This window comes from Bacillus sp. EKM206B, assembly GCF_011066015.1.
Lineage (GTDB): Bacteria > Bacillota > Bacilli > Bacillales > Bacillaceae > Bacillus > Bacillus velezensis.
In genome coordinates this window covers 70,489-96,233 of the sequence record NZ_JAAMNL010000007.1, presented here as the reverse complement: position 1 = coordinate 96,233, position 25,745 = coordinate 70,489, and the positions used below count along the sequence as shown (strand labels likewise).

Sequence of the window (25,745 nt, the reverse complement as noted above, 5' to 3'; positions counted from 1 at the left end):
CAACTGGTTTATAAATAGAAAACCAACAAGCCTTATGTGAATAAATGAAGGAAAATTGGTATAGATCACTAGATAACTTATGTGGTATATTTAAGAAAAAAGAAGGGGGATGGGTAAAATGCTTCAATTTTTTCAAAAACTCGGAAAATCATTTATGCTTCCGATTGCCGTTCTGCCCGCCGTTGGTATTATTTTGGCCATCGGCAGAGAGGACTTATTAATTATTCCGTTCATTTACGCGGCGGGGACCGCGGTATTTGATCATCTGCCGCTGATTTTCGCGATCGGAATCGCGATCGGGATTTCGAAAGACAGCAACGGGGCCGCCGCTCTGTCGGGAGCAATTTCTTATATCATGCTGGACGCGGCTGTAAAATCAATCAATTCGACAAATAATATGGCCGTTTTCGGAGGGATTATCGCGGGGTTAATTGCGGGATACACGTATAATCGCTTTAAGGATACGAAGCTGCCCGAATATCTCGGGTTTTTCAGCGGGCGCAGGCTCGTTCCGATTGTAACGGCGCTGGTTACCATTATTTTGGCGGGGATCTTCGGATTTGTATGGCCGCCGATTCAGTCGGTGATTACGTCTTTCGGGGAATGGATGATCGGGCTTGGCGGAATCGGCGCCGGGATTTACGGGATTTTTAACCGGCTTTTGATTCCATTCGGTCTTCATCATGTGCTGAATAATATTTTTTGGTTCCAGTTTGGCGATTTTCACGGAAAAACGGGAGATCTGGCCCGCTTCTTTGCGAAGGATCCGACGGCGGGAACTTATATGACGGGATTCTTCCCGATTATGATGTTCGGGCTTCCGGCCGCATGTCTGGCAATGATTGCCGCGGCTAAGCCAAGTAAGCGCAAAGCGACGGCCGGAATGATGATCGGTCTCGCGCTGACGGCATTTATTACCGGAATTACAGAGCCGATTGAATTTGCATTTATGTTTTTATCACCGCTTTTGTACGGGGTTCATGCTATATTAACCGGGTTCTCTTTATTTATCGTGAATGTTCTCGGAATCAGGTCAGGTTTTTCATTCTCGGCGGGGGCGATCGATTATCTCCTCAGCTACGGCATTGCCGAAAAACCGCTTTTGCTGCTCGTTGTCGGGCTTTGTTATGCAGTGATCTATTTTGTCGTCTTCTATATGCTCATCAAAACGTTAAACTTGAAAACGCCGGGACGGGAAGATGATGAGGAAGAGGAAGAAGTGCTTAGTGAAGATACGGCCGGTTCCGTCGAAGAACATGCCATGCTCAAGGGGCTCGGCGGCAGGCAAAACCTCGAAACGATTGATCACTGTGCGACCCGCCTCAGGCTGACCGTGCAGGATACGTCTCTCATTAATGAGGCGGCGCTTAAAAAAGCGGGAGCAAAAGGGGTTATCAAAACGGGGAATAAAACGGCACAGGTCATTATCGGGCCGAACGTCGAATTTGTCGCGGAAGAGCTGAGAGAAGCCGTCCGCCGTGACGACCAGAAGCAGACTTAGAAAAATCCGGATCACCTATGTGATCCGGATTTTTTTGAACATATATCAAGTTTCACATAATGTACAAAAAACAACGTTTTCTTCTATGTTAAGATTCATGTAGAACAAGTAAGGAGATGATGTAAGGTGACATGGATTGCAGTTGTTTCAATTGTTGTCATAAGCCTGATTAAGATTGTGCTGACATGCCTTCCTACCGGAGCGGTGGAATGGATCCTCCGCAAGTTTGAAACCCATTCAAAGCTCAGTGACGCGTCCGCTGCCGTTTCCCTCGGCGGAAAACGTCTGGAAGGCGAAGACAAACGCCGGGTGATTGATGATTTTAACGAAGCCGTGTTTATCGAACGGCATTATATATACCCAGGGGATGAAGAGCGTTATCTTCATCCGCAAAACGGAGCTGATCCGCTTGTCATTAAGACGAGAAAAGGAAAAAAAGATGTGACGGTGTTTGTATACAGCTACGAAGATCATGTAGATGTCGTCAAACAGCAGAAAAAGAAAGTCGTCGCTTATTCAGTTCTTTCCGACAGCCTGCAAAAGCGCTCTATGGCCGCCGCCGGGAGCTGAACATAAAAAAGCCAGATCATTGATATGATCTGGCTTTTGTTTATTCTTTTTGATCATCTGCTGAGGAATCTTCACGCTTCGTATAATCGAATTGTGAAGGATCCACTTTCTTAAAGCCTTTCGGCTGATAGAAACGAAGCAGATCGCCGTTGATGATCTTATCAGACATTTCAAGCTCAGTCTTGACGAGAGAGTCTTCTTTTTTGTCGACTTCTGAATCATCTAAAAGTCTTCCGGTTTTCGTATCGTAATACTTGCCGGACACTTTCGTATAGTTCGGTGAGATGAAGTCTCCGTTACGGAACGGAATGACTTCTCTGTGCTCTTTCGATAAGATATCTGAACCTGACATGAGATAATCTTTCGTATCGACGCCGAGCAGATGAAGAACGGTCGGCGCGACATCGACTTCACCGGCAAATTTGTGATTGCGGCCGCCTTTCACGCCGGGAGCGTGGATAAAGAGCGGCACCCGCTGAAGCTGGGCATTGTCGTATTCAGTGATCTCATCTTTGCCGAGCACTTTCGCCATCGCTTTATTATGGTTTTCGGAGATGCCGTAGTGGTCTCCGTACATCACAATAATCGACTTATCGTACAGGCCGTCTTTTTTCAGGTCATGAAAGAACTGTTCAATTGATTCATCCAGATAGTTCGCGGACTGGAAGTAGTTATTGACGACTGAATCGCCAAAGTCTCCCGCCGGAAAGTCCGTGTCTTCTTTATCCATTCCGAACGGGAAGTGGTTGGACAGCGTAATGAACTTCGTATAGAACGGCTGCGGCAGGCTCTTTAAGAGCGGCATGGATTCTTTGAAATACGGTTTGTCTTTCATGCCGTAGTTTTTCGTGTTTTCTTCGCTCATGTCATAATAAGCGGAATCGAAAAACTTATCGATGCCTTCCGCTTTGTACATTTCGTTACGGTTCCAGAAAGTCTGCGTATTTCCGTGGAAAGCGGCAGACGTGTACTTTTTGCCTTTTAAGATCGCAGGAACGGACTGCAGCGTGTTTTGCGCTTTATTGACGAAAACCGAACCTTGCGAAAGCGGGTACAGAGAGTTCTCCATCATAAATTCCGCATCAGATGTTTTACCTTGTCCCGTTTGGTGGAAAAAGTTATCAAAGTAGAATGTTTGATTATCGTGCGCCAGCTTATTTAAAAACGGCGTCACTTCCTTGCCGTTAATTTTATAGTCAATGATAAAGGATTGCAGAGACTCTAATGAGACGTAGATGACGTTTTTTCCTTCGGCTTTTCCGAAGTAGACGTTATTCGGCACGTCATAGTTGGCCTTCATATAGTTTTCCACATCCGTTACATCGCTTGAATCGGCAAGCGCGCGCTGGCTGTTTGATTTCACATTCTGCACGGCATCGTAAATCGTAAAGTTGTACGTGCCCAAGTATTTCACCAGATAGTTTCGGTCAAATGAGCGTGTCAAAAGCTCAGGACGGTCGGATTCCGCGACGGCGAGGTTGATCAGGAACATAAGCACGGCGGAAGCCAAAACGATTCTGAATGATTTCTTCGCCGGTTTTTCAGCCGGTTTTCTCATCTTAAGGGCCAAAATAATCAAAATGACGGTATCCAGGAAGTAGAAGGCGTCTGTCCATCTCATTAACGAGAACGCGCTGTCTCCGAGCTGGCCGCCGTTTGTCTTTGCCTGCATCATGACCGGGATGGTAATGAAATCATTAAAGAATCTATAATAGACGATGTTTGCAAAAAGCAAAAAAGACAATAAAAAATGAATCACAATAATGGCTGTCTGCTGTAATTTTTTCTTGAAAAGAAGCCCAAATCCAAGAAAGAACAAGCTGGAGCTCAGCGGATTCACAAAAAGCAATATTTTCTGGATCGTGTTGTCTATGCCGAGGTTAAAGTTTAAAATATAAGCGACATATGTTTTTACCCACAATAACACGACCGCTATCAAGAAGAAGGCAAGTCCTCTTTCTTTTATAAATGTTTTCATTGTTACACTCCTTTTTTCCGATCACGGTTTACACGGAACGATAGAAAAAACGAACGTAATCAATATACCATGAAACCAGCAAATAGAAAAGGTGGAAAAGGCTCATCGGAAAAAGGGCGAAAAACGCTGTCGCAACGGGGGTTGATCTGTTGAATGACAGCTTTAAAAATCACAAATGGCACAAACTGGGATTTGTGTTTCCGCATGATCACACCCGGTTCTATTGAAAAAAGAGGTGAACAGTGATGGATATTGCCCATATCGTGGCTGAAGATAAAATCAAGCGCGCCATTAAGGATGGAGAGTTCGCCGGCATCAAAGGAATGGGAAAGCCCCTGCCCAAAGACGATGCCGCACATCTTCCGGAATCGCTCAGAATGGGCTACCGCATATTAAAAAACGCCGGGATCGCCGAGGATGAGGGCGCGCTGAAGAAAGAGCTGATGACGCTCGATTATTTGATCGCCAAGTGCCGCAATGAACAGGAACGGGATCACTTGCGGAACAAACGGACGGAAAAACAAGTCAGACTCGACAAACTGACGGAGGAGAAAGCCATGTTCTCAAAACCCGCATCTTCTCATTATAAGGAGAAAGTGTACAGACGGCTGGGCCGCCCGTAAGCCGGCTCTTTAGATTTTTTTCTGAAAAGGAATGTGCTCCATAAGGCGCGGGTAGGAAATGTGGAGCAGGCCGTTTACGCACTGCGCCTGTAACAGGTGGGGCTCAGCCGGTTCAGGAAGCTCAATCGTCTCATCGATTTCCCCGTAATACCGGTTTTGGCAGACGCCCATGTTCTTTGGAAAAAGGGGTGTGATGTTTCCTCTTATATGCAGCCGTGTTCTTGACAGCAGCCTCAATGTCAATTCTTCTTCGTAAACGCCGGGCATTTCCACAATGAGGAATGTGTGCTGTTCATCCTGATAAATATCATAAGTCAGGGTGTTTTTTTGTAAGGAGAAAAAATCTTCGGGAGATTTCCGTTTCAGGACATTGGTCCAAAAGTCGCTGGGCTTGTGCTCGTTCGTAATCTCAAGCCACTTTCTCATTTTTTCGATATCCACTTCGGCAGAACCTCCCTATATTTGATTTGCGATCGGCATTGACGGGTTGGCGATCTGATCCTGGTCGCTCACGTCAGGGTCAAGATGGCCCGAATTCAAACATCCGGCGGCCGGCGAAAAATCCCCTAAAGAAAAGTTCGCGCCGACAAATTTGCTGTTGGCGGTGTGGCTGTTTTGTACGGTCTGACCGATATCGACGTTTCCGTTTTGCGTTGCTCCGTTTACTTTTATATTGACGACGTTAATTTGGTAAGGCATTCATAAAAACCCCTTTAATCTATAATGGGCGGCACCGGCGTAATATTTGCGGTATCTGCGGTTCCGATGGCTGTCTGGTCGTTGACATCAGGATCATTTAACAAGTTCTCCATCATCGATTCTATAGGTGACGTATCGCCGAATGAAGAGTTCAGTCCTTGTGATTTGTTATTTGTGGTGGGACTGTTGTATGCCGCTTCCCCAATCGTAATAGATCCGTTGCCAGAAATACTGTTAATCTTCAAATAGTACAGGTTGATAACAGTGGATGGCATCTCTTCACACCTCTTTAACTTAGTTGTACAGTACTGTATGCTTTTTGTGCTCCTGTTGTGAATTCCGCCCGGACATGTTCCCGATAAAACAAGAAGTCAAGGCCCGGTTCCGGCGGGGCTTTTTTTGTTTCAGGGTCTTTCGCAGTATATATGTGATGAAAGCGCTATAAAAATAGATTGACGACATGTATATACATCATTACAATAGAGTCATAAACATGTATATACAAGTTTGTAAGACAAAATGAAAACGGTTACGGAGGGGTTGGCATGGGTGAGTTTAACCGGGCTGCGCGGCAGATCGCTGAAGCTGTCGGCGGAATCGAAAATATTGAGGCGGCGACTCATTGTGTGACGCGTTTGCGGTTTGCATTAATAGATGAAACCAAAGTAAACCAAAAAATGCTGGATGCAATAGACATTGTCAAAGGATCTTTTGCGGTAAACGGGCAGTTTCAAGTCGTGATCGGGCAGGGAACGGTCAACAAAGTATATGCGGAATTAGTGAAGGAAACGGGGATCGGTGAAGCGTCCAAGGATGACGTGAAGAAGGCGGCAGCGCAAAAAATGAATCCTTTACAGCGTGCTGTGAAAACGCTTGCGGACATCTTTATTCCGATCTTGCCGGCGATCGTCACGGCCGGGCTGTTAATGGGTCTGAACAATATATTAACGGCGGAAGGCATTTTCTACAGCGCCAAATCGATTGTCCAAGTGTATCCGCAATGGGCGGATCTCGCCAATATGATTAATCTGATCGCAGGGACGGCCTTCGCTTTTCTGCCGGCTTTAATCGGCTGGTCAGCAGTGAAGCGGTTCGGAGGAAGCCCGCTCTTGGGTATCGTGCTCGGGCTGATGCTGGTTCATCCTGATCTGTTAAACGCATGGGGCTACGGGGCTGCCGAGCAGAGCGGCGATATTCCGGTGTGGAACCTGTTCGGCCTTGAGGTGCAGAAAGTCGGGTATCAAGGTCAGGTGCTCCCAATTCTGCTGGCGTCTTATTTACTTGCCAGGCTTGAGCTCTTTTTGACGAAACGGACGCCGGAGGGCATTCAGCTGTTGGTCGTCGCGCCGGTGACGCTTTTGGTCATCGGTTTTCTATCCTTTGTCATCATCGGTCCGATTACCTTTGCGATCGGTAACGCGCTGACGGCGGGATTGATTGCCGTTTTCGGCCAATTCTCCGCCATCGGAGGCCTGCTGTACGGAGGGCTGTATTCGGCGCTTGTAATCACGGGGATGCATCATACGTTTCTGGCGGTCGATCTTCAATTAATCGGATCAAAGCTCGGCGGCACATTTTTATGGCCGATGCTCGCATTGTCAAATATCGCTCAAGGATCGGCGGCTTTGGCCATGATGCTGATTACAAAAGATAAAAAACAGCGGGGGCTTTCACTGACGGCCGGCATTTCCGCATATTTGGGCATTACCGAGCCGGCGATTTTCGGCGTGAATCTGCGTTACAAATTTCCGTTTGTGATCGCCATGATCAGCTCAGGAATCGCGGGGATGTTCATCTCCGTCAAAGGCGTTCTCGCAAGCTCGGTCGGAGTCGGCGGCGTGCCGGGGATCTTCTCCATTATGAGCCGGTACTGGGGTCCGTTTGCGATCGGAATGCTGATCGTGCTGATTCTCCCGTTTGCGGGAACATATGGGTATGCGCGGCTGAAACGGCAAAAATAAAAAACCTGCGGGGCGCCTTCTATCAGGCTGTCCCTTTTCCCTTTCAATTCAAAACATTACAGGCGGTGAAGAAAAATGAAAACAGACAGCACACCATGGTGGAAAAAGGCAGCGGTATATCAAATTTATCCGAAGAGCTTTAAAGATACGACGGGAAACGGGATCGGTGATCTGAACGGTATTATCGAGAAGCTTGATTATTTGCAGAAACTTTTGATTGATGTCATTTGGCTTACGCCGATTTACGATTCGCCGCAGAATGACAACGGTTATGACATTCGCGATTACTGCACCATTTATGAAGAATACGGAACGATGAAGGATTTTGAACGCCTTCTCGATGAAGCGCACAAAAGAGGAATCAAGGTCGTTATGGATCTTGTCGTCAACCATACATCAGTCGAGCATCGGTGGTTCAAAGAAGCGGTCTCGTCACCCGACAGTCCGTATCGGGATTTTTACATTTGGAAAGACGGAAAGGAAGACGGCCGGGCGCCGAACAATTGGGAATCAAAATTCGGCGGTTCCGCTTGGAAGCTCGACCCGGCGTCAGGCCAGCACTATCTGCATTTATTTGATGTGTCGCAGGCCGATTTGAACTGGGAAAATGAAGAGATGAGAAAACAGGTTTACGACATGATGCATTTTTGGTTCCGAAAAGGAATCGACGGTTTCCGGCTGGATGTGATCAACCTCATTTCTAAAGACCAATCGTTTCCTGATGCCGAGGATGGGCGTGACGGGCGCCCTTATTATACGGACGGGCCGCGCGTGCACGAATTTCTCCATGAGATGAACCGGGAAGTGTTTTCGAAATATGACAGTATGACGGTCGGTGAAATGTCCTCGACAACGGCTGACCACTGCATCCGGTACACAAACCCTGAGAATAAAGAACTCGATATGACTTTTAACTTTCACCATTTAAAAGTGGATTATCCGAATGGTGAAAAATGGGCGCTCGCTCCGTTTGATTTTCTGAAGCTGAAACGGATTTTAGCGTTTTGGCAGACGGAGATGCAAAAAGGCGGAGGCTGGAACGCATTATTCTGGTGCAACCATGACCAGCCGCGGGCCGTATCCAGATACGGAGACGACGGCGTATACCGGACGAAATCAGCCAAAATGCTGGCGGCGGCCATTCATATGATGCAGGGCACGCCTTACATTTATCAAGGTGAAGAGATCGGCATGGGCAATCCGAAATTCGATGACATCGGCTCATACCGCGATGTCGAATCATTGAATATTTACAAAAAGATGAAGGAAGAAGGCGTGCCCGAAAAAGACATTATCGCCATTTTAAAAGAGAAATCAAGAGATAATGCAAGAACCCCCATTCAGTGGAACAGCGGGCTGCACGGCGGTTTCACGACGGGCACGCCTTGGATTCCGGCGGCGGATGATTATCGGGACGTTAACGCGGAAGCGGCTTTGCGGGACCCGGATTCAATTTTCTATCATTATCAGAAGCTCATCATGCTCAGAAAGGAATATGACATCGTGACTGAAGGAACGTTTGAGCTGCTTGCTGAAGACGATCCGGCGGTTCTGGCGTACGTCAGACACGGCAAGGACGAAAAACTGCTGTGCATCAACAACTTCTACGGGAAAGAAGCGGACTTTACGGTTCCGCTTGAGGACACGGACGGCTGGCGGTTTACGGTGCTGCTGACGAATGATGAACCGAGGGAAGGGCGGCCGGAACGATTGACGCTCCGTCCGTATGAATCGATCGTTTATCATCTGACAAAAGCGTGATACACTAATCTGGGTGGTCAAATGAAAGTGAATAAATACATCACAATCTATAAAGATATGGTGCGGCAGATCGAAAGCGGCCAGCGGAAGGCTGAAGACGTTCTTCCGTCTGAAAATGATTTGTGCGATCAATACGGCACATCACGAGAAACCGTCCGCAAAGCGCTCAATATGCTGGCGCAAAACGGCTACATCCAGAAAATCAAAGGCAAAGGCTCCGTCATATTAGACAGAGAAAAAATGCGTTTTCCCGTCTCAGGCCTGATCAGCTTCAAAGAGCTTTCGGAAACGCTCGGAAAAGAGACGAGAACGACGGTTCACCGTCTCGGGCTGATCCTGCCTCCCTCAGAAGCCGCAAAAGAGCTTGGTACAGAAGCGGATGAAAAGGTGTGGGAAGTCGTCAGATCAAGACGGATTGACGGAGAACATATTATTTTGGACAAGGATTACTTTGTGAAAAAACATGTGCCTCTATTGACGAAGGCGATTTGTGAAGATTCGATCTATGAGTATCTTGAAGGAGAGCTCGGCTTGTCCATCAGCTACGCGCAAAAGGAAATTGTCGTGGAGCCGGCGGGGGAAGAGGACCGGAAGTATTTGGATCTCGGCGGATTCAGTCATATGGCGGTCGTGAAAAACCGCGTCTTTTTGGAGGATACCAGCCTCTTTCAGTACACGGAAAGCCGGCACAGGCTTGATAAATTCCGTTTCGTCGACTTTGCGAGAAGAGAAAAATAAAAACGGACTGCCGCGGCAGCCCGTTTTTTTGTCAGTATCAAAATGAATACTATCCAACAAAAATGTGCGTACTGGTACTTTCAAAAATAATGGCTACAATAGTACATAACGATTGAAAAGGAGAGATCATGAATGTCAGATAAAAAACAGCAGATCATCGAAGCGTATCAATTCAGACACGCCACAAAGGAATTTGATCCTGAGAAAAAAATTTCAGAAAGCGATTTTGAATTCATTTTAGAAACGGGAAGATTATCCCCAAGCTCACTCGGTTTGGAGCCTTGGAAATTTGTCGTCGTTCAAAATCCGGAGCTTCGTGAAAAACTCCGCGAGTTCACATGGGGCGCGCAAAAGCAGCTGCCGACCGCAAGCCATTTCGTACTTCTGCTTGCCCGGACGGCAAAGGATATCCGTTTTGACGCCGACTATGTCAAAAACCACTTGCGGGAAGTCAAAAAAATGCCGGAAGATATGTATGAAGGCTATATCAGCAAAACGGAAGACTTTCAGAAAAATGATTTCAATCTGCTAGAATCAGATCGCACGCTGTTTGACTGGGCATCCAAACAGACATACATCGCCCTCGGCAATATGATGACAGCCGCTGCGCAGATCGGAATCGACTCCTGCCCTGTAGAAGGCTTCAACTACAAAGAAATTCACCGGATTCTTGAAGAAGAAGGGCTTCTGGAAAACGGAAGTTTCGACATCTCTGTTATGGCCGCATTCGGCTACCGTGTCAGAGAACCGCGCCCGAAAACAAGATCTGCCTCAAAAGACGTTGTAAAGTGGGTATAAGATAAAAAAAGCTGCCGGGCGTGTCCCGGCAGCTTTTAACGTTTATTTGGTTTTACTAAAAAACAGGCGGTGATCCAGGATGTAACGGGAATGATGATGCCGATCCCGATTCCGGCACAAAGAATGGTGACGGCTTCCGCACTGAATACTTTTGAGTTCACTATTTTTTCAGCTGAGTATGATAAGTCTTTAAACCAGATAATTAAAGCCAAATAGCTGCCGAAAAAAGCAAAGAATAACGTATTCGTATTCGTTCCTAAAATATCTCTCCCGATGCTTAATCCGAATGTGTACAGATCTTTTCTGCTCATGGACGGATTATGACTGTAAATTTCCCGCATGGGTGAAGTAATGGAAATCGCGACATCGGTAATCGCCCCTATCGTGCCCATGATGATCATGGCTGCGGTAACCTTCACAAAATCCACCCCGACAAACAGTGTGAATATGCCGATATCACCCAATTCTTCTTCACCGAATCCCTGAATTGAAGTATGTTTTGTTACAGACATAATAAAAAACAGCAGCAGTACAATCGTCAGCATTGCAGAAATAAAGGCGGTTACGGTTTTGACGTTTCCTCCATTAATATAAAAAAGAGTAATGCTGCAAATCACGGCGGAAGAGAGCAATGTTAAAACAATCGGATTGATATGCGGGTCTGTCATGAAAATGATGGTGAGAAAGAGAACACCGAAATTTAAGAATAACGCAATAAAAGACCTCGCTCCTTTTTTTCCGCCGATGATGACCATCAATAGAAATAAAATCGCCGCTAGAATTACGATGACATTCATGAGCTTGCCTTCTTTCGTTTAATGAAAAAGATAGAAGCATACAGACTGGCGGGTATGGCTAATACGATTCCGATCCCTCCAGCCAATGCTCTGGCTATTTCCAAGGAAATGTTCATAGAAAGAGTGAATCCTATCGGGGAATCATTTTTCAAATACAAAAGCATCATCGGAATAGAGCCGCTTATATAAGCAAAAAACAGAATGTTGGTCATCGCCCCCATGATGTCTTTTCCGATCTCCATCCCGGAACGTCTGAGAGCTTGTAATGAGATACCCTTGTTTTCTTCATATAATCCGAAGACAGATGACGTCATGGTAATGGCTACATCCATGACCGCTCCCAGTGATCCGATAAATACCCCGGCCATGAACACCGTGTGATAAGGGCGGGTTAAATACTGCATTTCCTCATATCTGAGACCTTTCTCACCGGTTGCCAGCATCACCAGATACGTAATCAGCAGGGAAACGAAAGTGCCTGCGAGCGTCGCGGCAATGGCTGCATATGTTTTCGCGTGAAAACCGCTGACAAGCAGCAATGAGATGACAGTAAAGATGAGAATACAGATACCGCAGATGAAAATTAACCCTATATTAGGATGCTTCCTGTACAAATCTAATGCAAACGACAGTAAAACGGCGTTAAACATCAGGCTGACGATCGAAAAGAAGCCTTGTTTTTTGCCGACGATAAGCAAGGTGAAGATGAAAACCCAAGCGATCAGCAAAAGCTGTTTATCCCGTTTTTTATCTATAATGCTTCCCGATATATTCTTGTTTGATGGTTTCCCTTTATCAATAGAAACGAATACTTCATCTCCAATCGAATATTTCTGATCATTCGCTCCGGATGATGAATACTGATTGGACAAATGAATGAGCTGTCCTTTCTGACTGCCGTTTTCAAGTCTGGCAGTGATCGTCTGATTGAAAATCTTATCTTTGTTTTTATGCATGTCCTGTACGTCAGACTGATGTTCCAATGTTGTTTTCGTCACTTTGGCAATCGGCCGCTCATAAAAAGAAGCGTTGTGAGTGACGAAAATGAGCGAGCTGATAAAACAGAGCGCTGTTATCACGTAAAACAGCTTTTTCTTGTAAGACATGCGGTTTCGTTTGTGTCCTGTTATCTTCAAAAAAAGTCCTCCAAACAGGCGGCGCCGTATGAAAGAGAGGCCCTGCCGTGAAGTGTTAAACGATGCGGATGTATGTCTCTCGCGAATAACGTTCATATTTTATCACTCGGCCGTACGGCTGTCGACTCAGAGGGGGACCGAGAGAAAAAGCTCCCCTGATATCAGATCAGGAGAGCTTTTGGATGAACCGCCCGATAAAAGCGGTCTTTTTATGCTTCGTTCACTTTTTTTGTTTTTCTTCTTTGATGCAGATACAGTGCCGTTCCGAGCGCGCTGATGAGTAACCCGGCAAGAAGGATGGAATACATCGTTGTGGCCGTATCAGGAAGCAGGCCGCCCGGCGATACTCCGTCCTGTGCAGGGCCGGATGACGGTTTTTGTCCGCTTGGCTGCTTTCCGGAGCCTTGGTCTCCGCTTGGCGGCGGCGCGCTCTTCGTGTTTGCGTTTAATATGGTGTATTCACTGAAATGATTTGTATAGCCCGTGACGAGATCGTGTGAAACCGAACCGTTGTCTGTTTTTGTATAGACGTTCTTTTTCCGGTCTACATGGTAAATGCCCGGCTGTTTCGCCTTTTTCGTATTCTCAATGCGCAGGGTGAGCTTTACCGGCGCTTTGAATGTTTTGATGTCTTTGTTTTTCTGCTTCATTGTAAAGTCGTATACATTTGAAAGCGCCCCGCTTACTTTTCCTTTCGGCGTCACGCCGAATCGTGTATCAGCTGAAGCAGCGTTTGCCATCGGCATTTTCATGCTGAACTTGTCATGCAGGATCGTAAGGGAAGAATCCGATGTTCTGTCCTTTAACAGGCCGATTTGTTTTTTGGTCACGCTGAGATCAATCGGCTTTTTGGCGCCGTCATTCTTATCGTAATACACGATCGGCGTGTTTGCGTTTTTGGCATAGGCGGCAAATGCGCTGTCACCTTCAAGCGTCCACGAACCGTTTTTTTGTTTCGTCGGCAGGTACACTTCCTGCGCACGGCCGTCAACTTTCGGTTCCACCGCTTTTCCCGCTTTTTCAAGCTGCTCGGTGAAGACCTCATAGTCGACAAAGCCAAGGTCTTCTTTATGGGACGCTTCGTTAAAGACGGAATATCCGTCTCCGCCTTCACCGACAAAGTTACTGGTGGCGACTCTGTATGTCTTCTTATCAGAAATCGGCTTTACGCTGCCGTCATCCTGTACGGCCGCAGCTTGAAGAACGCGGTGTCCCGGCTTTTTATTCAGTGTAAACGTGTATGTTAAACCGGCAACTTGAGGGAAGGCGCCGCCTTGAGCCTCAATTCCGCTTAACCCTTGTTCCAGGGCTTGTTTGATCTGTTTTCCGGTTAAATCCGCGACGTAAAGCGTGTTGCCGAACGGCATCACATTCAGCACATCGCCGAGTGTGATGTCTCCTTTATCAATGCCCGCGCGGATGCCGCCCCCGTTTGTGATCGCGATTTGGGCGCCGGCCGCTTCCTTCGCTTTTTGCAGCATGCCGTCCGCGATGAAGTTTCCGAGATTGGTTTCTTTGGAGCGGACATGCTCGCGCTGGCCGTCAAGTGCGACCTTCGTTGAGCCGACTTTTTCATTTTTGACTGAGACGAGCTCTTTTTTAAACGGATCAAGCTCTTTTTTCAGATCCGGGTCTTCTTTCGTCTGCTCGTTCACCGGAATCGCCTGAAGAGAGGATTGTTCCGGCAGGACGACGCCGTTTTTGTCAAAGGCGACATCTGCCCGGCCTAAATATTCGCCGTATTCTTTTGCCTGGGCGACGATGGTCGGCTCTTCGTTTTTGACAACTTCCATTTTATCTACAAGCGTATGCGTATGTCCGCCGACGATCAAGTCGATGCCTTTTACCTTTTTGGCAAGATCGAGATCACGCTGATGCCCGATATGGGTCAGGGCGATAATTTTATTGACATGTTCCTTATTCTGTATTTCTTTTACTGTATCTTGTGCGGATTGGAAGGCATCATGAAAGACAATGCTTTTTCCCGGGCTTGATGTGACGGACGTATCTTCTGTCGTTAAGCCGAATACGGCGACTTTTTCTCCGTTTACATCAAGCAGAATGTATGGATAGATGCCTGCTTTTTTCTTTTTCCCTGCCGTAAATGTGTCTGCTTTTTTCATGAATGGTCTGAGTTTTGACTCTTTGGACACATCGACATTTGAGCTGACGAGCGGAAAGTCAGGCGCTTGAAAATTGTATTTTCCGGACGGATCAGCCGCGCTTCCGTTCCCGCTCAGGAAGCTGGCGAGAGCACCCGGTCCTTTATCAAACTCATGGTTTCCGAAGGTCATTGCGTCGTAGCCCATACTGTTCATCAATTTTAAATCAGCCAGCCCCTGCCACTTTGTGAAATAGAGATCGCCTGAGAAAACGTCTCCCGCATCCAGCAAAATGCTGCGGTCGGTTTCGCTTCTGATTTCTTTGATTTTCGTCATCCGCCTCGCCGCGTTATCAAGGTGGGCGTGCGTGTCGTTTGTATGCATAACGGTGAGTTTCCATGCGTCATCTTTCGGCGGCTCTGTGCCCGGTTCATCATCTTTGAATTGGAGCTTGTACTGTCCGTAGCCCGCGTTTTGTGATTCACCGATATAGGCGACGTCATCTGCGCGGTCGGCAAACGGCTTTGCGGCCAAGGAAGATTCAAATGTCAGGTTTGTCCCTTTGACCGGAAGGATGGACCAGTTATGATCAGCCTGCGGATTAATCGTTTTCTGCTGGATGATGTAATCCATTAAGACCTGCCTGTTCTCATCGGCAGAAGAGTATACGATTTTATCATTGCTTAAGTGAGGGAATCCTCCGCCGCCTGAAGCGCGGTAATTATTTGTGACGATCAGAAATTCCTGCTTGGCGCTGACGGGCTTTCCTTGATAAGAAAGGTTGACGATCCGGCTTGCATCGGGATGAATGACTGTTCCGTTTTCGTTGTATTTCGCCGGTTTTGTGACATCGACCTGATAGGTGACACCGTCAATGACATCAAAATTGTATGAGCGGTAGGCGTCATTTAAAAGCGCTTGGCTGCCGCCTTTTGCCTGATCGATCTGATTAAACTGCCCTGCGGACATTTCGAGCCAGTCCTTCACTTCGCTTCCGTTCAGCTTGACGATCTGAACCGTGTTGTCATACAGGTACAAATCGCCGATATTTTTGATGGCGAGGTCGCCAGCGGAAATGTTTGTATAGTAGTTTGAGCCGTTCCGCCCGCCGGCTTTAAACGGGGCGCCCGCCGAGAGGATAGGCAGATCTTTGTATTCCGTATCCTTCATCTTATTTTCGGCGTACCATTTTTGCGCATCCGTTACGATTTGAATGGACGGATCATCTTTGACTTGGGCGAAGAAACTGTTGATATCGGCTTTTGTCTGGCCGACGGGTTCTCTGATGTATTTCAATGTGCCTTCGTGCGCTTTTTTGACGGTATTGACGACGGTTTCGTTTTCCGACGTCACATTGCCGGCAATCGGCTCGATGCTGCCTTTTGCATCTTCCACATGCCACGCGCTGTCTGTTTTTTCAAGCCGGAGGTCGATGACGCCCGCATATTTGCCCCAGCTGCTTGACATAACAACGGGGATTCCGTTAATCGTGCCTTTATCGACGTCGAATTGATCAGCGCCTTTGTATTCGGCATCAGGGAAAAGCCCGTGCTGATGGCCGGATACGATCGCATCAATTCCGCCGACTTTCGTTGCCAGGTCAAAAACGGCGTTTTCCGCTCCGGAAGACTGCGCTTTTTTTTCGATGCCGCTGTGGGCGAGGGCGATGACGATATCGGCTCCTTCAGCTTTCATTTTCGGAACGGTTTTCTTTGCGGATTCGACAATGTCTTCGACCTGAACGCGGCCTTCGAGATTTTTCTTATCCCACGTCATGATCTGGGGAGGAACAAAGCCGATGTAGCCGACTTTTATCTGATGCTTGCCGCCGTTTTCATCCGTGACGGTTTTGTCTTTTATGACATAAGGCGTATAACGGTTTTCGCCGCTTAATGTTTTCACATTGGCGTTAACGATCGGATAATCAGCGCCTTTGATTGTCCCGTCCAGAAATTCAAGCCCGTAATTAAATTCATGATTGCCGAGTGTTCCTGCGTCATAATGCAGACTGTTCATCACTTCAATGATCGGATGGGTCTTTGCGCCTGAAATGATATCATTTTTCTCATATTTTACGGCGTATTCTCCGAGGGGATTCCCCTGAATCAGGTCTCCGTTATCGACAAGCAGCGTATTCGGGTTTTCGCGCCTGTGCTTCTCAATAAGCTGAGCCGTTCGGGCCAGCCCGAATTCCGTTGTCGGTTTGTCGCTGTAGTAATCGTAGTCCATCATGTTAGCGTGAACGTCAGTTGTGGCTAGAATGCTGAGATTCACACTGGGGGATTTGTTTTCTTCTGCTTTAATGGGTGATGTTGGGAGGATTAGACTAAGTATCATAACTAGGGGCAGCAGAATACGGAGTGTCATATTGACGCTGCATCGTCTTTTCTGTATTCTCACCTGTTCTCCACCTTTCAACAAATTTTGTCATGCAGTACCATTGTAAGAATATTTTGTGAAAGTTTATATAGATTTCATGATGATTCTTGTAAAAAGATAAAAAATGAGGATAATGACCTATGTAAAACAGGCGGGCGGTAAACGCGTTACCTATGTTTGATGTTAGTGTGGCTGGGGTACATGGATTTATGTAGACTTCATCAAGCAGGAGGTAGTAACTATGGGTAAAAAAATTGCAGTTGTATTAACGGATTACTTTGAGGATGTCGAGTATACTGAACCTGCGAAAGCTTTTAAAGATGCGGGTCATGAATTAACCGTAATTGAACAGGAGAAAGGAAAAACAGTCAAAGGCAAACAAGGGGAAGCGGAAGTGAAAGTGGACGCGTCCATCGATGATGTGAATCCGAAAGACTTTGACGCATTGCTGATCCCGGGCGGATTCTCTCCTGACATGCTGCGTGCGGATGACCGTTTCGTCCAATTTGCCAAAGCGTTTATGGATGATAAAAAACCGGTGTTCGCTATCTGCCACGGACCGCAGCTTCTCATCAACGCGAGAGCATTGGACGGGCGCAAAGCGACAGGGTTTACATCAATCCGAATCGACATGGAAAACGCGGGCGCGAATGTTGTGGATGAAGAAGTCGTCGTCTGCCAGAACCAGCTGGTCACAAGCCGCACACCGGATGACATTCCGGCATTCAACCGCGAATCATTAAAACTGCTTGCGTAATATAAAAGCGGAGCGCCGTATCAGGCGTTCCGCTTTTTTTGTGAAGATTCCCGGATGACCAGCTCAGGCGCCAGAATAATGCGTTGTTTTTTGTGCTGGGCATTGGTGATTTTATGATGCAGCAATTGAGCCGCTTCTTTTCCCGACTGCCGCGGAAAGGAAGAAACGGTTGTAAGCGGGGGATAAGAAATTTCAGCTTCCGGCACGTTATCAAAGCCGACAATGTCAATATCTTCGCCCGGAACGAGCCCGGCTTTTCTGATCCCTTGCATGACGCCGAACGCGACCAAATCACTGAAGCAGAAAATCGCGGTCGGGCGCTCAGACCGGCGGAGGAGCTCCGTCACGGCCTCACAGCCTGCTTCGCGGGTCGGCACGCTGTCAATGACATATTCATTTTTCACTTCCAGATCCGCTTCACGGAGCGCTTTTTTAAACCCTTTCATACGCTTCGTCCATGTTGATGAGTGCTTCACGCCGCCCAGAAACGCAATCTCCTGATGGCCTTTCTCAATGAAATGACGCACTGCCTTATAAGTGCCTTCTTCATAATCGGCTCCGACAAAATCACAGTCTGCATCGGCAATCTCCCTGACGGCGAGCACGACCGGAATGTCAAGCTGCTCAAGACGGGAAAGGGTTTCCTCAGCTGCACCTGAAACCGGACACAAAATCAATCCGCCGACCCTGTGCTCCAGCATGGTCGAAATCAGCTGCTCCTGTTTGGCGACGGAATCAAATGTCGTGCCTAACAGCACCGTTAATCCGACTTCCTCAAGCGTATTCTGAACGCCGATCAGAAACTCTGAGAAAAATGTATTGGAAATGTCAGTGATAATCAATCCTACCGTTGTGGACGTCTGTGATCGTAAATTCGCGGCGACCCGATCATATACGTACCCCAGCTCCCGCATGGATTGCAGCACTTTCTCACGGGTCGCTTCGGAAATTCGGGGATTGTTGCGGACAATTAATGAAGCGGTGGATGTTGAGACGCCGGCATGTTCGGCGACCTGCTGCAATGTCACCCGGCGTTTTTTTTGCTGTTTCATACGTCGCATTCCTCACTTGGTTTTTATTCGTTACATCCATTATAAGCGTTTTGGCGCATGAGAAGAAAGAGAGAGGAGGGGGGAAAAAGATAAAGCGCCGGAAGACGGATTGTCCTTCGGCGCTTCTGTCACAATAGGTTATTCAAACATTTGCTCTTTAATATACTGAACCGGCATTTCACGGCCTGTCCAATATTCAAACGCCATGGCGCCCTGCCAAAGCATCATGCCGAGACCGTTAATGGTTTTGCATCCGGCCGCTTGAGCTTGTTCAAGCAATTTTGACGTAACGGGGTTGTAAACGACATCTGTCACAATCAAATCCGGACGGAGCATGGATGTATCTTCAATAACACTCAAGCCTTCAAGCGGTTTCATGCCGACACCTGTTCCGTTTGTGAAAATATCGCTTGAAGCGATTTCAGCACGCAGCGCATCTTGATCTTCGAGCGGGAAGACTTTCGCTTTACAAGAAGATCCCTTCATTTCTTCATTGATGATGCGGACATTTTCTTCCGCTTTTTCGAAAAACGCGTCATTGCGGGCGAAAATAGAGATTTCTCCGAGGCCTTCCAATGCGGATTGAATCGCTATCGGAGTGGCGGCCCCGCCGGAACCGACCAGCGTCATTTTTTTCCCTGTGATATCGATGCCGTGTTCTTTTAAGTTGCGGACGTATCCCATACCGTCAGTGGAGTGTCCGATCAGTCTGCCGTTTTCATTAACGACTGTATTCACCGCGCCGGTGAATTTCGCTGAATCCGCGAGTTCATCGAGGTAAGGGAGAATGTTCATCTTGTTCGGCATCGAGACATTGAAGCCTCTGACGTTTAAGGCGCGCATTCCCGTTACCACATCTTCCAGCTGTTCATTGCCGACTTCAAACGCGAGGTAAGCGTAGTTCAATCCTAATTTTTTAAACGCCAGGTTGTGCATCGCCGGAGATAAAGAGTGTCCGATCGGTGTCGCGAATAATCCGATAAGCTGAGTTTTTCCGTTAATCCGTCCTAAATCTTTCTTCATGATGTATTCCTCCGTTAGTCCATTCATTTGTTTTTCATCCCGCTTTGAGGGCAAAAAACGCTGATTACATATGTTTATTTAAAATGCTGAGTACGCTGCGCAATTCTTCAACGGGAATCTGTCCGGGCGCTGATGCTTCTTTGCCCGCTCCGAACGTGCACGCTGAGCCGAAGACTTCGCCGGCCAGGCGGCTGATCAGACCTGTTCCCGCCATTGACATCGTGATGATCGGCCGGTCTGCGTATTGTGTTTTCATCGTGTGAGTGGCATCCAATAAGACGAAAACATCTTCAGTGCTTTGCGGCATCACCGCGATTTTCGGAATGTGCGCGCCGTACGCCTGCATGTTCCGCAGCCGGGAAATGATTTCTTCTTTTTTCGGTGTCTGATGAAAATCATGATTGGACATGACGACATATACGCCGTTGTCTTCAGCAGTTTTCACAATTGATTTGACTTCCGCTTCTCCCGTAAACAACTCAACGTCTGCAAGGTCAATGTGTTTTGTTTCGATGGCGGTTTTAAGCAATTCAATGTAAAAGCGGTCATCAATAACTTTATTTCCGCCTTCTTTATGAGTTCTGAATGTGAAAAGCAGCGGTGTTGCGCCTGCGGCTTTCCGCAGCTTTTCAAGCATGCCTTTTACGGCGTCCAGGCTGTCAACGTGCTCGTACACATCCGCCCGCCACTCAATGATATCCGGGCGAAGCCTGTTGACGGCTTCAATTTCTTCGAGCAGTTCTTTCTCTCCGGCCGCCATCAGCGGCACAATGATCTTCGGAAGCCCTTCGCCGATGACCGTGTTTCTGATCGTGATAGATTGCATGATAAATCCTCTCCCTTAAAAAATAGTCAGGCTTTCATCACTTGCTTAAAGCGGATTCCGATAAACAATGCGAGAAGGGCGCTGACGGCCGCAATTCCGATATCAAGCAGAAAAACAGGCGTCAGGCCGGCCGCTTTGGATATCGCTCCCGTTACAAGCGGAATGACAATAAAAGATAAGCTTGATGCTATATTAACAAAAGATGTGATCGTACCTTTATTTTTAGGGAATAAAACAGCCATAACCGTCATCGCCAATTGCAGAATGCCCGCAGTTGAAAGTCCGATGACAAAGGAGCTGATGACTGATACGGCCGGCTGATGAATGAAAATCAGAGCAAGCAGCGCGATTGCCGCGATCACAGGGTACAGCACCATTACCGTAATCGGCTGAATCACTCTGTTTAACAGCACGGCCAGCAATAATACGGACACAAGCGCACCGATGCTGTAATAGCTCAGCAATTTGACAGCCTGCACCTCAGGCATGCCCAAAACGGATTGCCCGAACTTAGGAAGCCATACTTGAACGAGCATAAACAGCGCCGTAGATGAAAAGCCTAACAGAATGATCGCAAGGCCTTCACGCCATATCGACGGCTGTGATGTGAACGCGTCATCAGACGGAGAGGCTTCCGTCCGGCCGCCGCCTTCTTTTTGCTTATGATTCGGAAACGGAACTTTTAACAGGAAAAAGCCGTTCAGGAAGAAAATAATGCCCGGTACGAAAAACGTCCAGCCGTAAAACAAATGCCTGTCCGCAATCAACGCGATGAAAAACGGAAGCACCGTCGCGCCGATGGATACAAACGCTTTGATTAACACGGTTGCAGAGCTTGCGTTTTTCGGAAATCCTTCAATAAGCGCCGGATATGTCCCGGAATCCAAAAAGGAATTGGCGATCCCGGCGAAAATGGCGAAGATAAACGCGGCCGTATAGTTTGTCGAAAGCGGAATTCCGATTAGGAAAATCAGATACAGAAAGGCGCCCGACACGATAAACGGCCTTCTCCCGAATGTATCCGAAAGCTTCCCGGCAAACAGAAGCGAAATCAGCTTCCCGATCCCGATGGCGGAGACCAAATAGCTGACCCCGGCTGCGGATGTATGAAGCTGTTTTGATAATGCCTCCATATTGGATGCGATAATAATATTGATCATGCCCAGCAGGAAATAATTAATATAAAGACCCGCTGCCATTTTGGTGTATATGTTTTTCATGATGACATCCCCTAATGCGGTTAATAAAGAATTAAATTAATTTTTAAATTAACAAAAGCGCAGAACCATTCCCCTTTATTGAACCACTGCCTTTCTTTGAAAACTTGTTTGATAAAACGGTTGCAGAGACAAACTTGAATAACGCTGATATCACAACGAGTATATCGTTCTACTAAATAAAAAAAGATAAGCGGCCCGCTCATTTAGTATATCGTTCTACCAAGTTCACAGTTACTATACTCCTTCTTTTTATATGTGTCAAACCGATGAACTTTTATTTTTTACTTTTTTAAATCGAAAAAAGACCCGCCGTTTTTCGGCAGGTCTGACATGGGGTTTATTTTCTGAGAGAGGCGAGCTCCTCGGCAATGGCCTGCATTTCACTCGGGCTGAATGATGCTTTTTTCATGACCATTTGATGAAGGTATGTAAGATCTTCTATTTTTTCATCACTGAAATCTTCCGCTCTGATGACGCCGACATTGAGCATGTTGAGCTTTTGCGAAATGTCTTCAATCATTTTGTTTAACGTTTCTGTTTGTTGGCTCGGCAAATTCATGCATCCTTTCATGACCGTTTTCGTCCCCTTTATTCTAACAGAATTCATTTAGAATAAAAGCTTATTTCCACAGCCGCAGAAAAGTTGCTAAGATGATGATAAGGTTTTTGATCCTCAAAATGTGGGGAAAGAATAGGGAGGTTATCGATATGATACATGTGCTGTTTGTCTGTCTGGGAAATATTTGCCGGTCGCCTATGGCAGAGGCGGTATTTTCTGATATGGTGAAGAAAAACGGGCTGAACGGGCAGATTAACATTGATTCAGCGGGAATCGGCGCCTGGCATGCGGGAAATCCGCCGCATGAAGGGACAAAGGAGATCCTGAAGAAGAAAGGGATCAGCGCAAGCGGCATCACGGCGAGGCAGGTGCGTGAGTCTGATCTGACCGATTTTGATTACGTCATTGCGATGGATGCAGAAAATATCGGACATCTGCGCAGCATGGCCGGTTATAAAAAAGCGGCGCCGCGTATTGCAAGGCTGCTTGATTATGTACCGGAGTCGGACCTTGCGGACGTGCCCGATCCGTATTATACCGGGAATTTCAGCGAGGTGTACGCTTTGGTCGAGTCCGGGTGCCGTCATTTGCTGGAGACAATAAAGAAAGATCATCATTTATAAGGGGGATTGACCGATGAAGCAGACACGCATCATGGCAAAAGCGATTCTGATCGGCGCTGCCGCCGGCGGAGCACTGTCCTTATTACATAAGCCGACAAGAGAGGCATGTTTCCGGAACATGGACGCGTGCAGGCAGCGTGCGGCATTCTACCGAAAACATCCTGAAGTGCTGAAACAGCAGGCATCTGCAAAACTTGATCAAGTGAAAACCATCGCCAATACCGTATCGGATGATCTGAGTTTTTTAAACGGCCAGATCACTAAGCTGAAGCAGACGACACCGCAGGTCATTGACCTGTTAAAAGAAACGAAGGAGCATTTTTCGAAAAACGATCATTGAGGTGGGATGTCATGAGTTTTATAAAGGAGCTGTTTGCAAGGTTTTCTCTCCATGAAGGACAAAGTAAATCGGCGGAGCTGGCTTATTTTTTCCTGCTGTCATTGTTTCCGTTGATGATTTTCATGCTGACGCTCACCGCCTATCTTCCCATATCGGCAGAAGACGTGCTCGGGGCGGTCGATCAATACGCGCCCGACAGCGCCATGTCTATGGTGAAATCCATAACGGAGCAAACGCTGAACAAGCGCAGCGGCGGACTTTTGTCATTCGGGATTATCGCCGTCATCTGGTCGGCTTCGAATGGTATGAACGCGATTGTCAGAGCATTTAACCATGCCTACGAAGTCAAGGAAAACCGCTCATTTATCATCATTCGCCTGACCTCAATTTTTTTAACCATCGCGATGGTGGTCACGATTTTAATCGCATTGCTTCTGCCGGTGTTCGGCAGAGAAATCGGAATGCTGGCCGCAGATTTCATCGGCGCCTCCGGCCTGTTTTTGCAGGTGTGGTCGGTTGTCCGCTGGGGGATCAGTCCGCTTATCCTTTTAATCGTGTTTACCGCGCTTTACATTTTCGCGCCGAATAAAAGGCTTTCCCTCCGTTTTGTGCTGCCGGGAGCCGTATTTGCGGCAGCCGGCTGGATTATCGTCAGTATGCTGTTCTCATTTTACGTCGGCACCTTTGCCAACTACAGCGCCACATACGGGAGCATCGGGGGAATTATCGTCCTTATGATCTGGTTTTACCTTACGGGAACACTGCTGATTTTAGGAGGAGAAATCAACGCGCTTTTACATAAACGTAAAAAGCTTCCTGATGAAAATCCGTACCGCGGGAGCAAGCTATAGAGGAACGGATGACGTTCAAGCTGAAAAACGGAGGGGAATCGATTATGACCAAACATACGAAAAAAGGCGGAAGCCATAATAAACAAAACTCCAAAAACGGCCCGAAGAATAAAACAAGCGGAAGCGCTAACGGGCAGAACGGATACCACTAGAAAGAAGCCGCCTGACTTAGATCAGGCGGCTTTTTTATGAGGCCGGAAAAGAATGGGATTCGGATGCGGGACTGTGCTTTGTTTTCCCGAAGACGAGCGCAAGCCAAATACAGACCAGAATCACCGTAATAAAGTAAAACAAATTGGCGCTTTCAAACCGCTGCATATACCAGCCGCCCGCCACCGGGCCGATCATGCTGCCGAGGCTGAAGGAAATGCCGCAGAGCAGATTGCCCGCCGGCAGCAGATGGGACGGCAGCAGGTCGCTCATATAGCTGATGCCGAGGGAAAACATACTGCCGACCGCCATTCCCGCCGTAAAAAAGCAGCAGCCGATGACAGAAGGCGACGGAAACAGTCCGGCCGTCAAAAAGCAAAGGGCACCCGTTAATAAGATGACGAGCAGGACACGTTTTCTCCCGAATCGATCGCTTAATAAACCGAGAGGGAACTGGAATACAATACTTCCGATGGCAAAAGCGGGCAATATCAGCGCGACGGCATCGACGGATATGCCTAAGCGCAGGGCGTACACGGGAAAGCTTCCGTTCAGCGCCGTTTCTAAAAAACCGTACCCGAAAGCCGGGAGAAAAGCGACCCAGCCGAAAAGAAGGGCGCGGTAAAACCGTTTTGCGCTGTTATCCCCGGATGTTTCATCCGGACCTTGCGCCGGGTACTCGTTACGTAAGACAAATACAAACAGCCAGGCGGCAAGACTGATACAGCCGGATACGATAAACGGAAGGGACGGACTTGTTTTCACAAGAGGGACCATGAACGGGCCGACAGCGAATCCGAGCCCGAAGGACAGCCCGTACAGCGAAATGTTTCTTCCTCTGTTTCGGGGCGTTGACTTTGACGTCACCCACGTTTGGGTTGAAAAATGCAGCATATGATCCCCGATTCCGATAAGCAGCCGAAGAAAAAACCATAACCATATGGATTGAAGCCAAATAAAACTGAATAAGCTGATGATAACAAGAAATCCACCCATGACCATCAGAGGTTTGAATCCGAGCTTGCGCAGCGGGGCCTCCATAAACGGCGACGCCAGAAGCACGCCGATATAAAGGCCGGTTGCGTGAAGTCCGTTTATAGCGGCTGATTCCCCGTTCGTTTCAAAAATGACGGAGATCACCGGCAGAAGCATGCCTTGGGAAAATCCGGAGATGGAAACAAGCAGAACCAAAATAAAGAAGTACAGTCGTGACATCGCGTATTTTCTCCTTCTTCAGTATCTTTCTTGATCGTACACGGATTTGTCGCGTCCGGCAACCTGAAAATGCCAATTCGGGCTGC

Annotated in this window: 24 protein-coding genes; 11 read left to right on the top strand and 13 right to left on the bottom strand. The window is 47.5% G+C overall.

The genetic code is table 11. The features are described 5' to 3' along the window. The first annotated feature begins 118 nt into the window (after positions 1–118). Positions 119–1,501, top strand: coding sequence for an N-acetylglucosamine-specific PTS transporter subunit IIBC (gene nagE, locus G9F50_RS14380; RefSeq protein ID WP_165417775.1), 1,383 nt, complete (start codon positions 119–121; stop codon positions 1,499–1,501). Positions 1,502–1,627: 126 nt separating this feature from the next. Beyond that, positions 1,628–2,071: a YfmQ family protein gene (locus G9F50_RS14375; RefSeq protein ID WP_007408492.1), complete on the top strand. Its 444-nt coding sequence runs from the start codon at positions 1,628–1,630 to the stop codon at positions 2,069–2,071. A gap of 40 nt (positions 2,072–2,111) precedes the next feature. Here G9F50_RS14375 and ltaS read toward each other — a convergent pair whose 3' ends face one another. Further along, positions 2,112–4,049, bottom strand: a complete 1,938-nt coding sequence (ltaS, locus tag G9F50_RS14370; RefSeq protein ID WP_007610031.1) for a lipoteichoic acid synthase — start codon at positions 4,047–4,049, stop codon at positions 2,112–2,114. 245 nt (positions 4,050–4,294) lie between these two features. Here ltaS and G9F50_RS14365 point away from each other — a divergent pair, with 245 nt between their 5' ends. After that, positions 4,295–4,672 (top strand): DnaJ family domain-containing protein, encoded by a 378-nt coding sequence (locus tag G9F50_RS14365; protein ID WP_007610033.1) that lies wholly within the window; start codon positions 4,295–4,297, stop codon positions 4,670–4,672. 9 nt (positions 4,673–4,681) lie between these two features. Here the strand turns inward: G9F50_RS14365 and G9F50_RS14360 are convergent, their stop codons facing one another. The 3 genes from G9F50_RS14360 to G9F50_RS14350 are packed head-to-tail and all read right to left on the bottom strand — an operon-like array spanning position 4,682 to position 5,646. After that, the gene (locus G9F50_RS14360) at positions 4,682–5,113 is read right to left on the bottom strand and encodes an Hsp20/alpha crystallin family protein (RefSeq protein WP_060562228.1); all 432 of its coding nucleotides are present in this window, start codon (positions 5,111–5,113) and stop codon (positions 4,682–4,684) included. Positions 5,114–5,128: 15 nt separating this feature from the next. After that, positions 5,129–5,371, bottom strand: a complete 243-nt coding sequence (locus tag G9F50_RS14355; protein WP_003155595.1) for a spore germination protein — start codon at positions 5,369–5,371, stop codon at positions 5,129–5,131. A gap of 14 nt (positions 5,372–5,385) precedes the next feature. After that, positions 5,386–5,646, bottom strand: coding sequence for a spore germination protein (locus G9F50_RS14350; protein ID WP_007408496.1), 261 nt, complete (start codon positions 5,644–5,646; stop codon positions 5,386–5,388). Between the two features lie 270 nt (positions 5,647–5,916). On the opposite strand from G9F50_RS14350, the gene treP reads away from it, so the two are divergent. The 4 genes from treP to G9F50_RS14330 all read left to right on the top strand — a co-directional run bounded on the left by treP (position 5,917) and on the right by G9F50_RS14330 (position 10,629). Continuing rightward, positions 5,917–7,332 (top strand): PTS system trehalose-specific EIIBC component, encoded by a 1,416-nt coding sequence (treP, locus tag G9F50_RS14345; RefSeq protein ID WP_060562229.1) that lies wholly within the window; start codon positions 5,917–5,919, stop codon positions 7,330–7,332. 75 nt (positions 7,333–7,407) lie between these two features. Next, the gene (gene treC / locus G9F50_RS14340) at positions 7,408–9,093 is read left to right on the top strand and encodes an alpha,alpha-phosphotrehalase (protein ID WP_060562230.1); all 1,686 of its coding nucleotides are present in this window, start codon (positions 7,408–7,410) and stop codon (positions 9,091–9,093) included. A 21-nt stretch (positions 9,094–9,114) separates the two neighbouring features. After that, positions 9,115–9,831 carry a trehalose operon repressor gene (gene treR, locus G9F50_RS14335; RefSeq protein WP_012117069.1) on the top strand — a complete coding sequence of 239 codons (717 nt, stop codon included), beginning with the start codon at positions 9,115–9,117 and terminating at the stop codon, positions 9,829–9,831. A 132-nt stretch (positions 9,832–9,963) separates the two neighbouring features. After that, the gene (locus G9F50_RS14330; protein ID WP_060562231.1) at positions 9,964–10,629 is read left to right on the top strand and encodes an NAD(P)H-dependent oxidoreductase; all 666 of its coding nucleotides are present in this window, start codon (positions 9,964–9,966) and stop codon (positions 10,627–10,629) included. 35 nt (positions 10,630–10,664) lie between these two features. Here G9F50_RS14330 and G9F50_RS14325 read toward each other — a convergent pair whose 3' ends face one another. From G9F50_RS14325 to G9F50_RS14315, 3 genes are all read right to left on the bottom strand, one after another. Next, positions 10,665–11,426: a YibE/F family protein gene (locus G9F50_RS14325; protein ID WP_060562232.1), complete on the bottom strand. Its 762-nt coding sequence runs from the start codon at positions 11,424–11,426 to the stop codon at positions 10,665–10,667. After that, entirely contained in the window at positions 11,423–12,562 is a 1,140-nt protein-coding gene (locus G9F50_RS14320) for a YibE/F family protein (protein ID WP_060562233.1), read from the bottom strand. Before G9F50_RS14320 ends, G9F50_RS14325 begins: the two co-directional genes overlap by 4 nt. A gap of 209 nt (positions 12,563–12,771) precedes the next feature. After that, a complete protein-coding gene (locus G9F50_RS14315) occupies positions 12,772–17,064 on the bottom strand; it encodes a multifunctional 2',3'-cyclic-nucleotide 2'-phosphodiesterase/3'-nucleotidase/5'-nucleotidase (protein WP_101536290.1) in 4,293 nt (1,430 codons plus the stop codon). Positions 17,065–17,284: 220 nt separating this feature from the next. Between G9F50_RS14315 and G9F50_RS14310 the strand changes: the two genes are divergently transcribed. Then, positions 17,285–17,800, top strand: a complete 516-nt coding sequence (locus tag G9F50_RS14310) for a type 1 glutamine amidotransferase domain-containing protein (RefSeq protein ID WP_060562234.1) — start codon at positions 17,285–17,287, stop codon at positions 17,798–17,800. 20 nt (positions 17,801–17,820) lie between these two features. On the opposite strand, the gene G9F50_RS14305 is transcribed toward G9F50_RS14310, so the two are convergent. The 5 genes from G9F50_RS14305 to G9F50_RS14285 form a co-directional block, all read right to left on the bottom strand. After that, the gene (locus G9F50_RS14305; protein WP_060562235.1) at positions 17,821–18,852 is read right to left on the bottom strand and encodes a LacI family DNA-binding transcriptional regulator; all 1,032 of its coding nucleotides are present in this window, start codon (positions 18,850–18,852) and stop codon (positions 17,821–17,823) included. Positions 18,853–18,990: 138 nt separating this feature from the next. Then, positions 18,991–19,875, bottom strand: coding sequence for a shikimate dehydrogenase (locus G9F50_RS14300; RefSeq protein ID WP_025284421.1), 885 nt, complete (start codon positions 19,873–19,875; stop codon positions 18,991–18,993). A 64-nt stretch (positions 19,876–19,939) separates the two neighbouring features. Then, positions 19,940–20,701, bottom strand: a complete 762-nt coding sequence (gene aroD, locus G9F50_RS14295) for a type I 3-dehydroquinate dehydratase (RefSeq protein ID WP_024085013.1) — start codon at positions 20,699–20,701, stop codon at positions 19,940–19,942. A gap of 26 nt (positions 20,702–20,727) precedes the next feature. Continuing rightward, positions 20,728–21,921: an MFS transporter gene (locus G9F50_RS14290; RefSeq protein ID WP_060562236.1), complete on the bottom strand. Its 1,194-nt coding sequence runs from the start codon at positions 21,919–21,921 to the stop codon at positions 20,728–20,730. 337 nt (positions 21,922–22,258) lie between these two features. Continuing rightward, positions 22,259–22,474 (bottom strand): DUF1128 domain-containing protein, encoded by a 216-nt coding sequence (locus G9F50_RS14285; RefSeq protein WP_003155571.1) that lies wholly within the window; start codon positions 22,472–22,474, stop codon positions 22,259–22,261. Positions 22,475–22,629: 155 nt separating this feature from the next. Here G9F50_RS14285 and G9F50_RS14280 point away from each other — a divergent pair, with 155 nt between their 5' ends. Genes G9F50_RS14280 through G9F50_RS14270 form a run of 3 tightly spaced genes read left to right on the top strand, consistent with a single transcriptional unit; the run spans position 22,630 to position 24,294 of the window. Next, positions 22,630–23,103: a low molecular weight protein-tyrosine-phosphatase gene (locus G9F50_RS14280; protein WP_012117078.1), complete on the top strand. Its 474-nt coding sequence runs from the start codon at positions 22,630–22,632 to the stop codon at positions 23,101–23,103. Between the two features lie 13 nt (positions 23,104–23,116). Next, a complete protein-coding gene (locus G9F50_RS14275) occupies positions 23,117–23,443 on the top strand; it encodes a hypothetical protein (RefSeq protein ID WP_015239397.1) in 327 nt (108 codons plus the stop codon). 11 nt (positions 23,444–23,454) lie between these two features. Then, the gene (locus tag G9F50_RS14270) at positions 23,455–24,294 is read left to right on the top strand and encodes a YihY family inner membrane protein (RefSeq protein ID WP_165417774.1); all 840 of its coding nucleotides are present in this window, start codon (positions 23,455–23,457) and stop codon (positions 24,292–24,294) included. Between the two features lie 186 nt (positions 24,295–24,480). Here the strand turns inward: G9F50_RS14270 and G9F50_RS14265 are convergent, their stop codons facing one another. Further along, on the bottom strand, positions 24,481–25,659 hold the full coding sequence (locus G9F50_RS14265; protein WP_025284425.1) for an MFS transporter: 1,179 nt from the start codon (positions 25,657–25,659) through the stop codon (positions 24,481–24,483). Positions 25,660–25,745 lie beyond the last annotated feature (86 nt).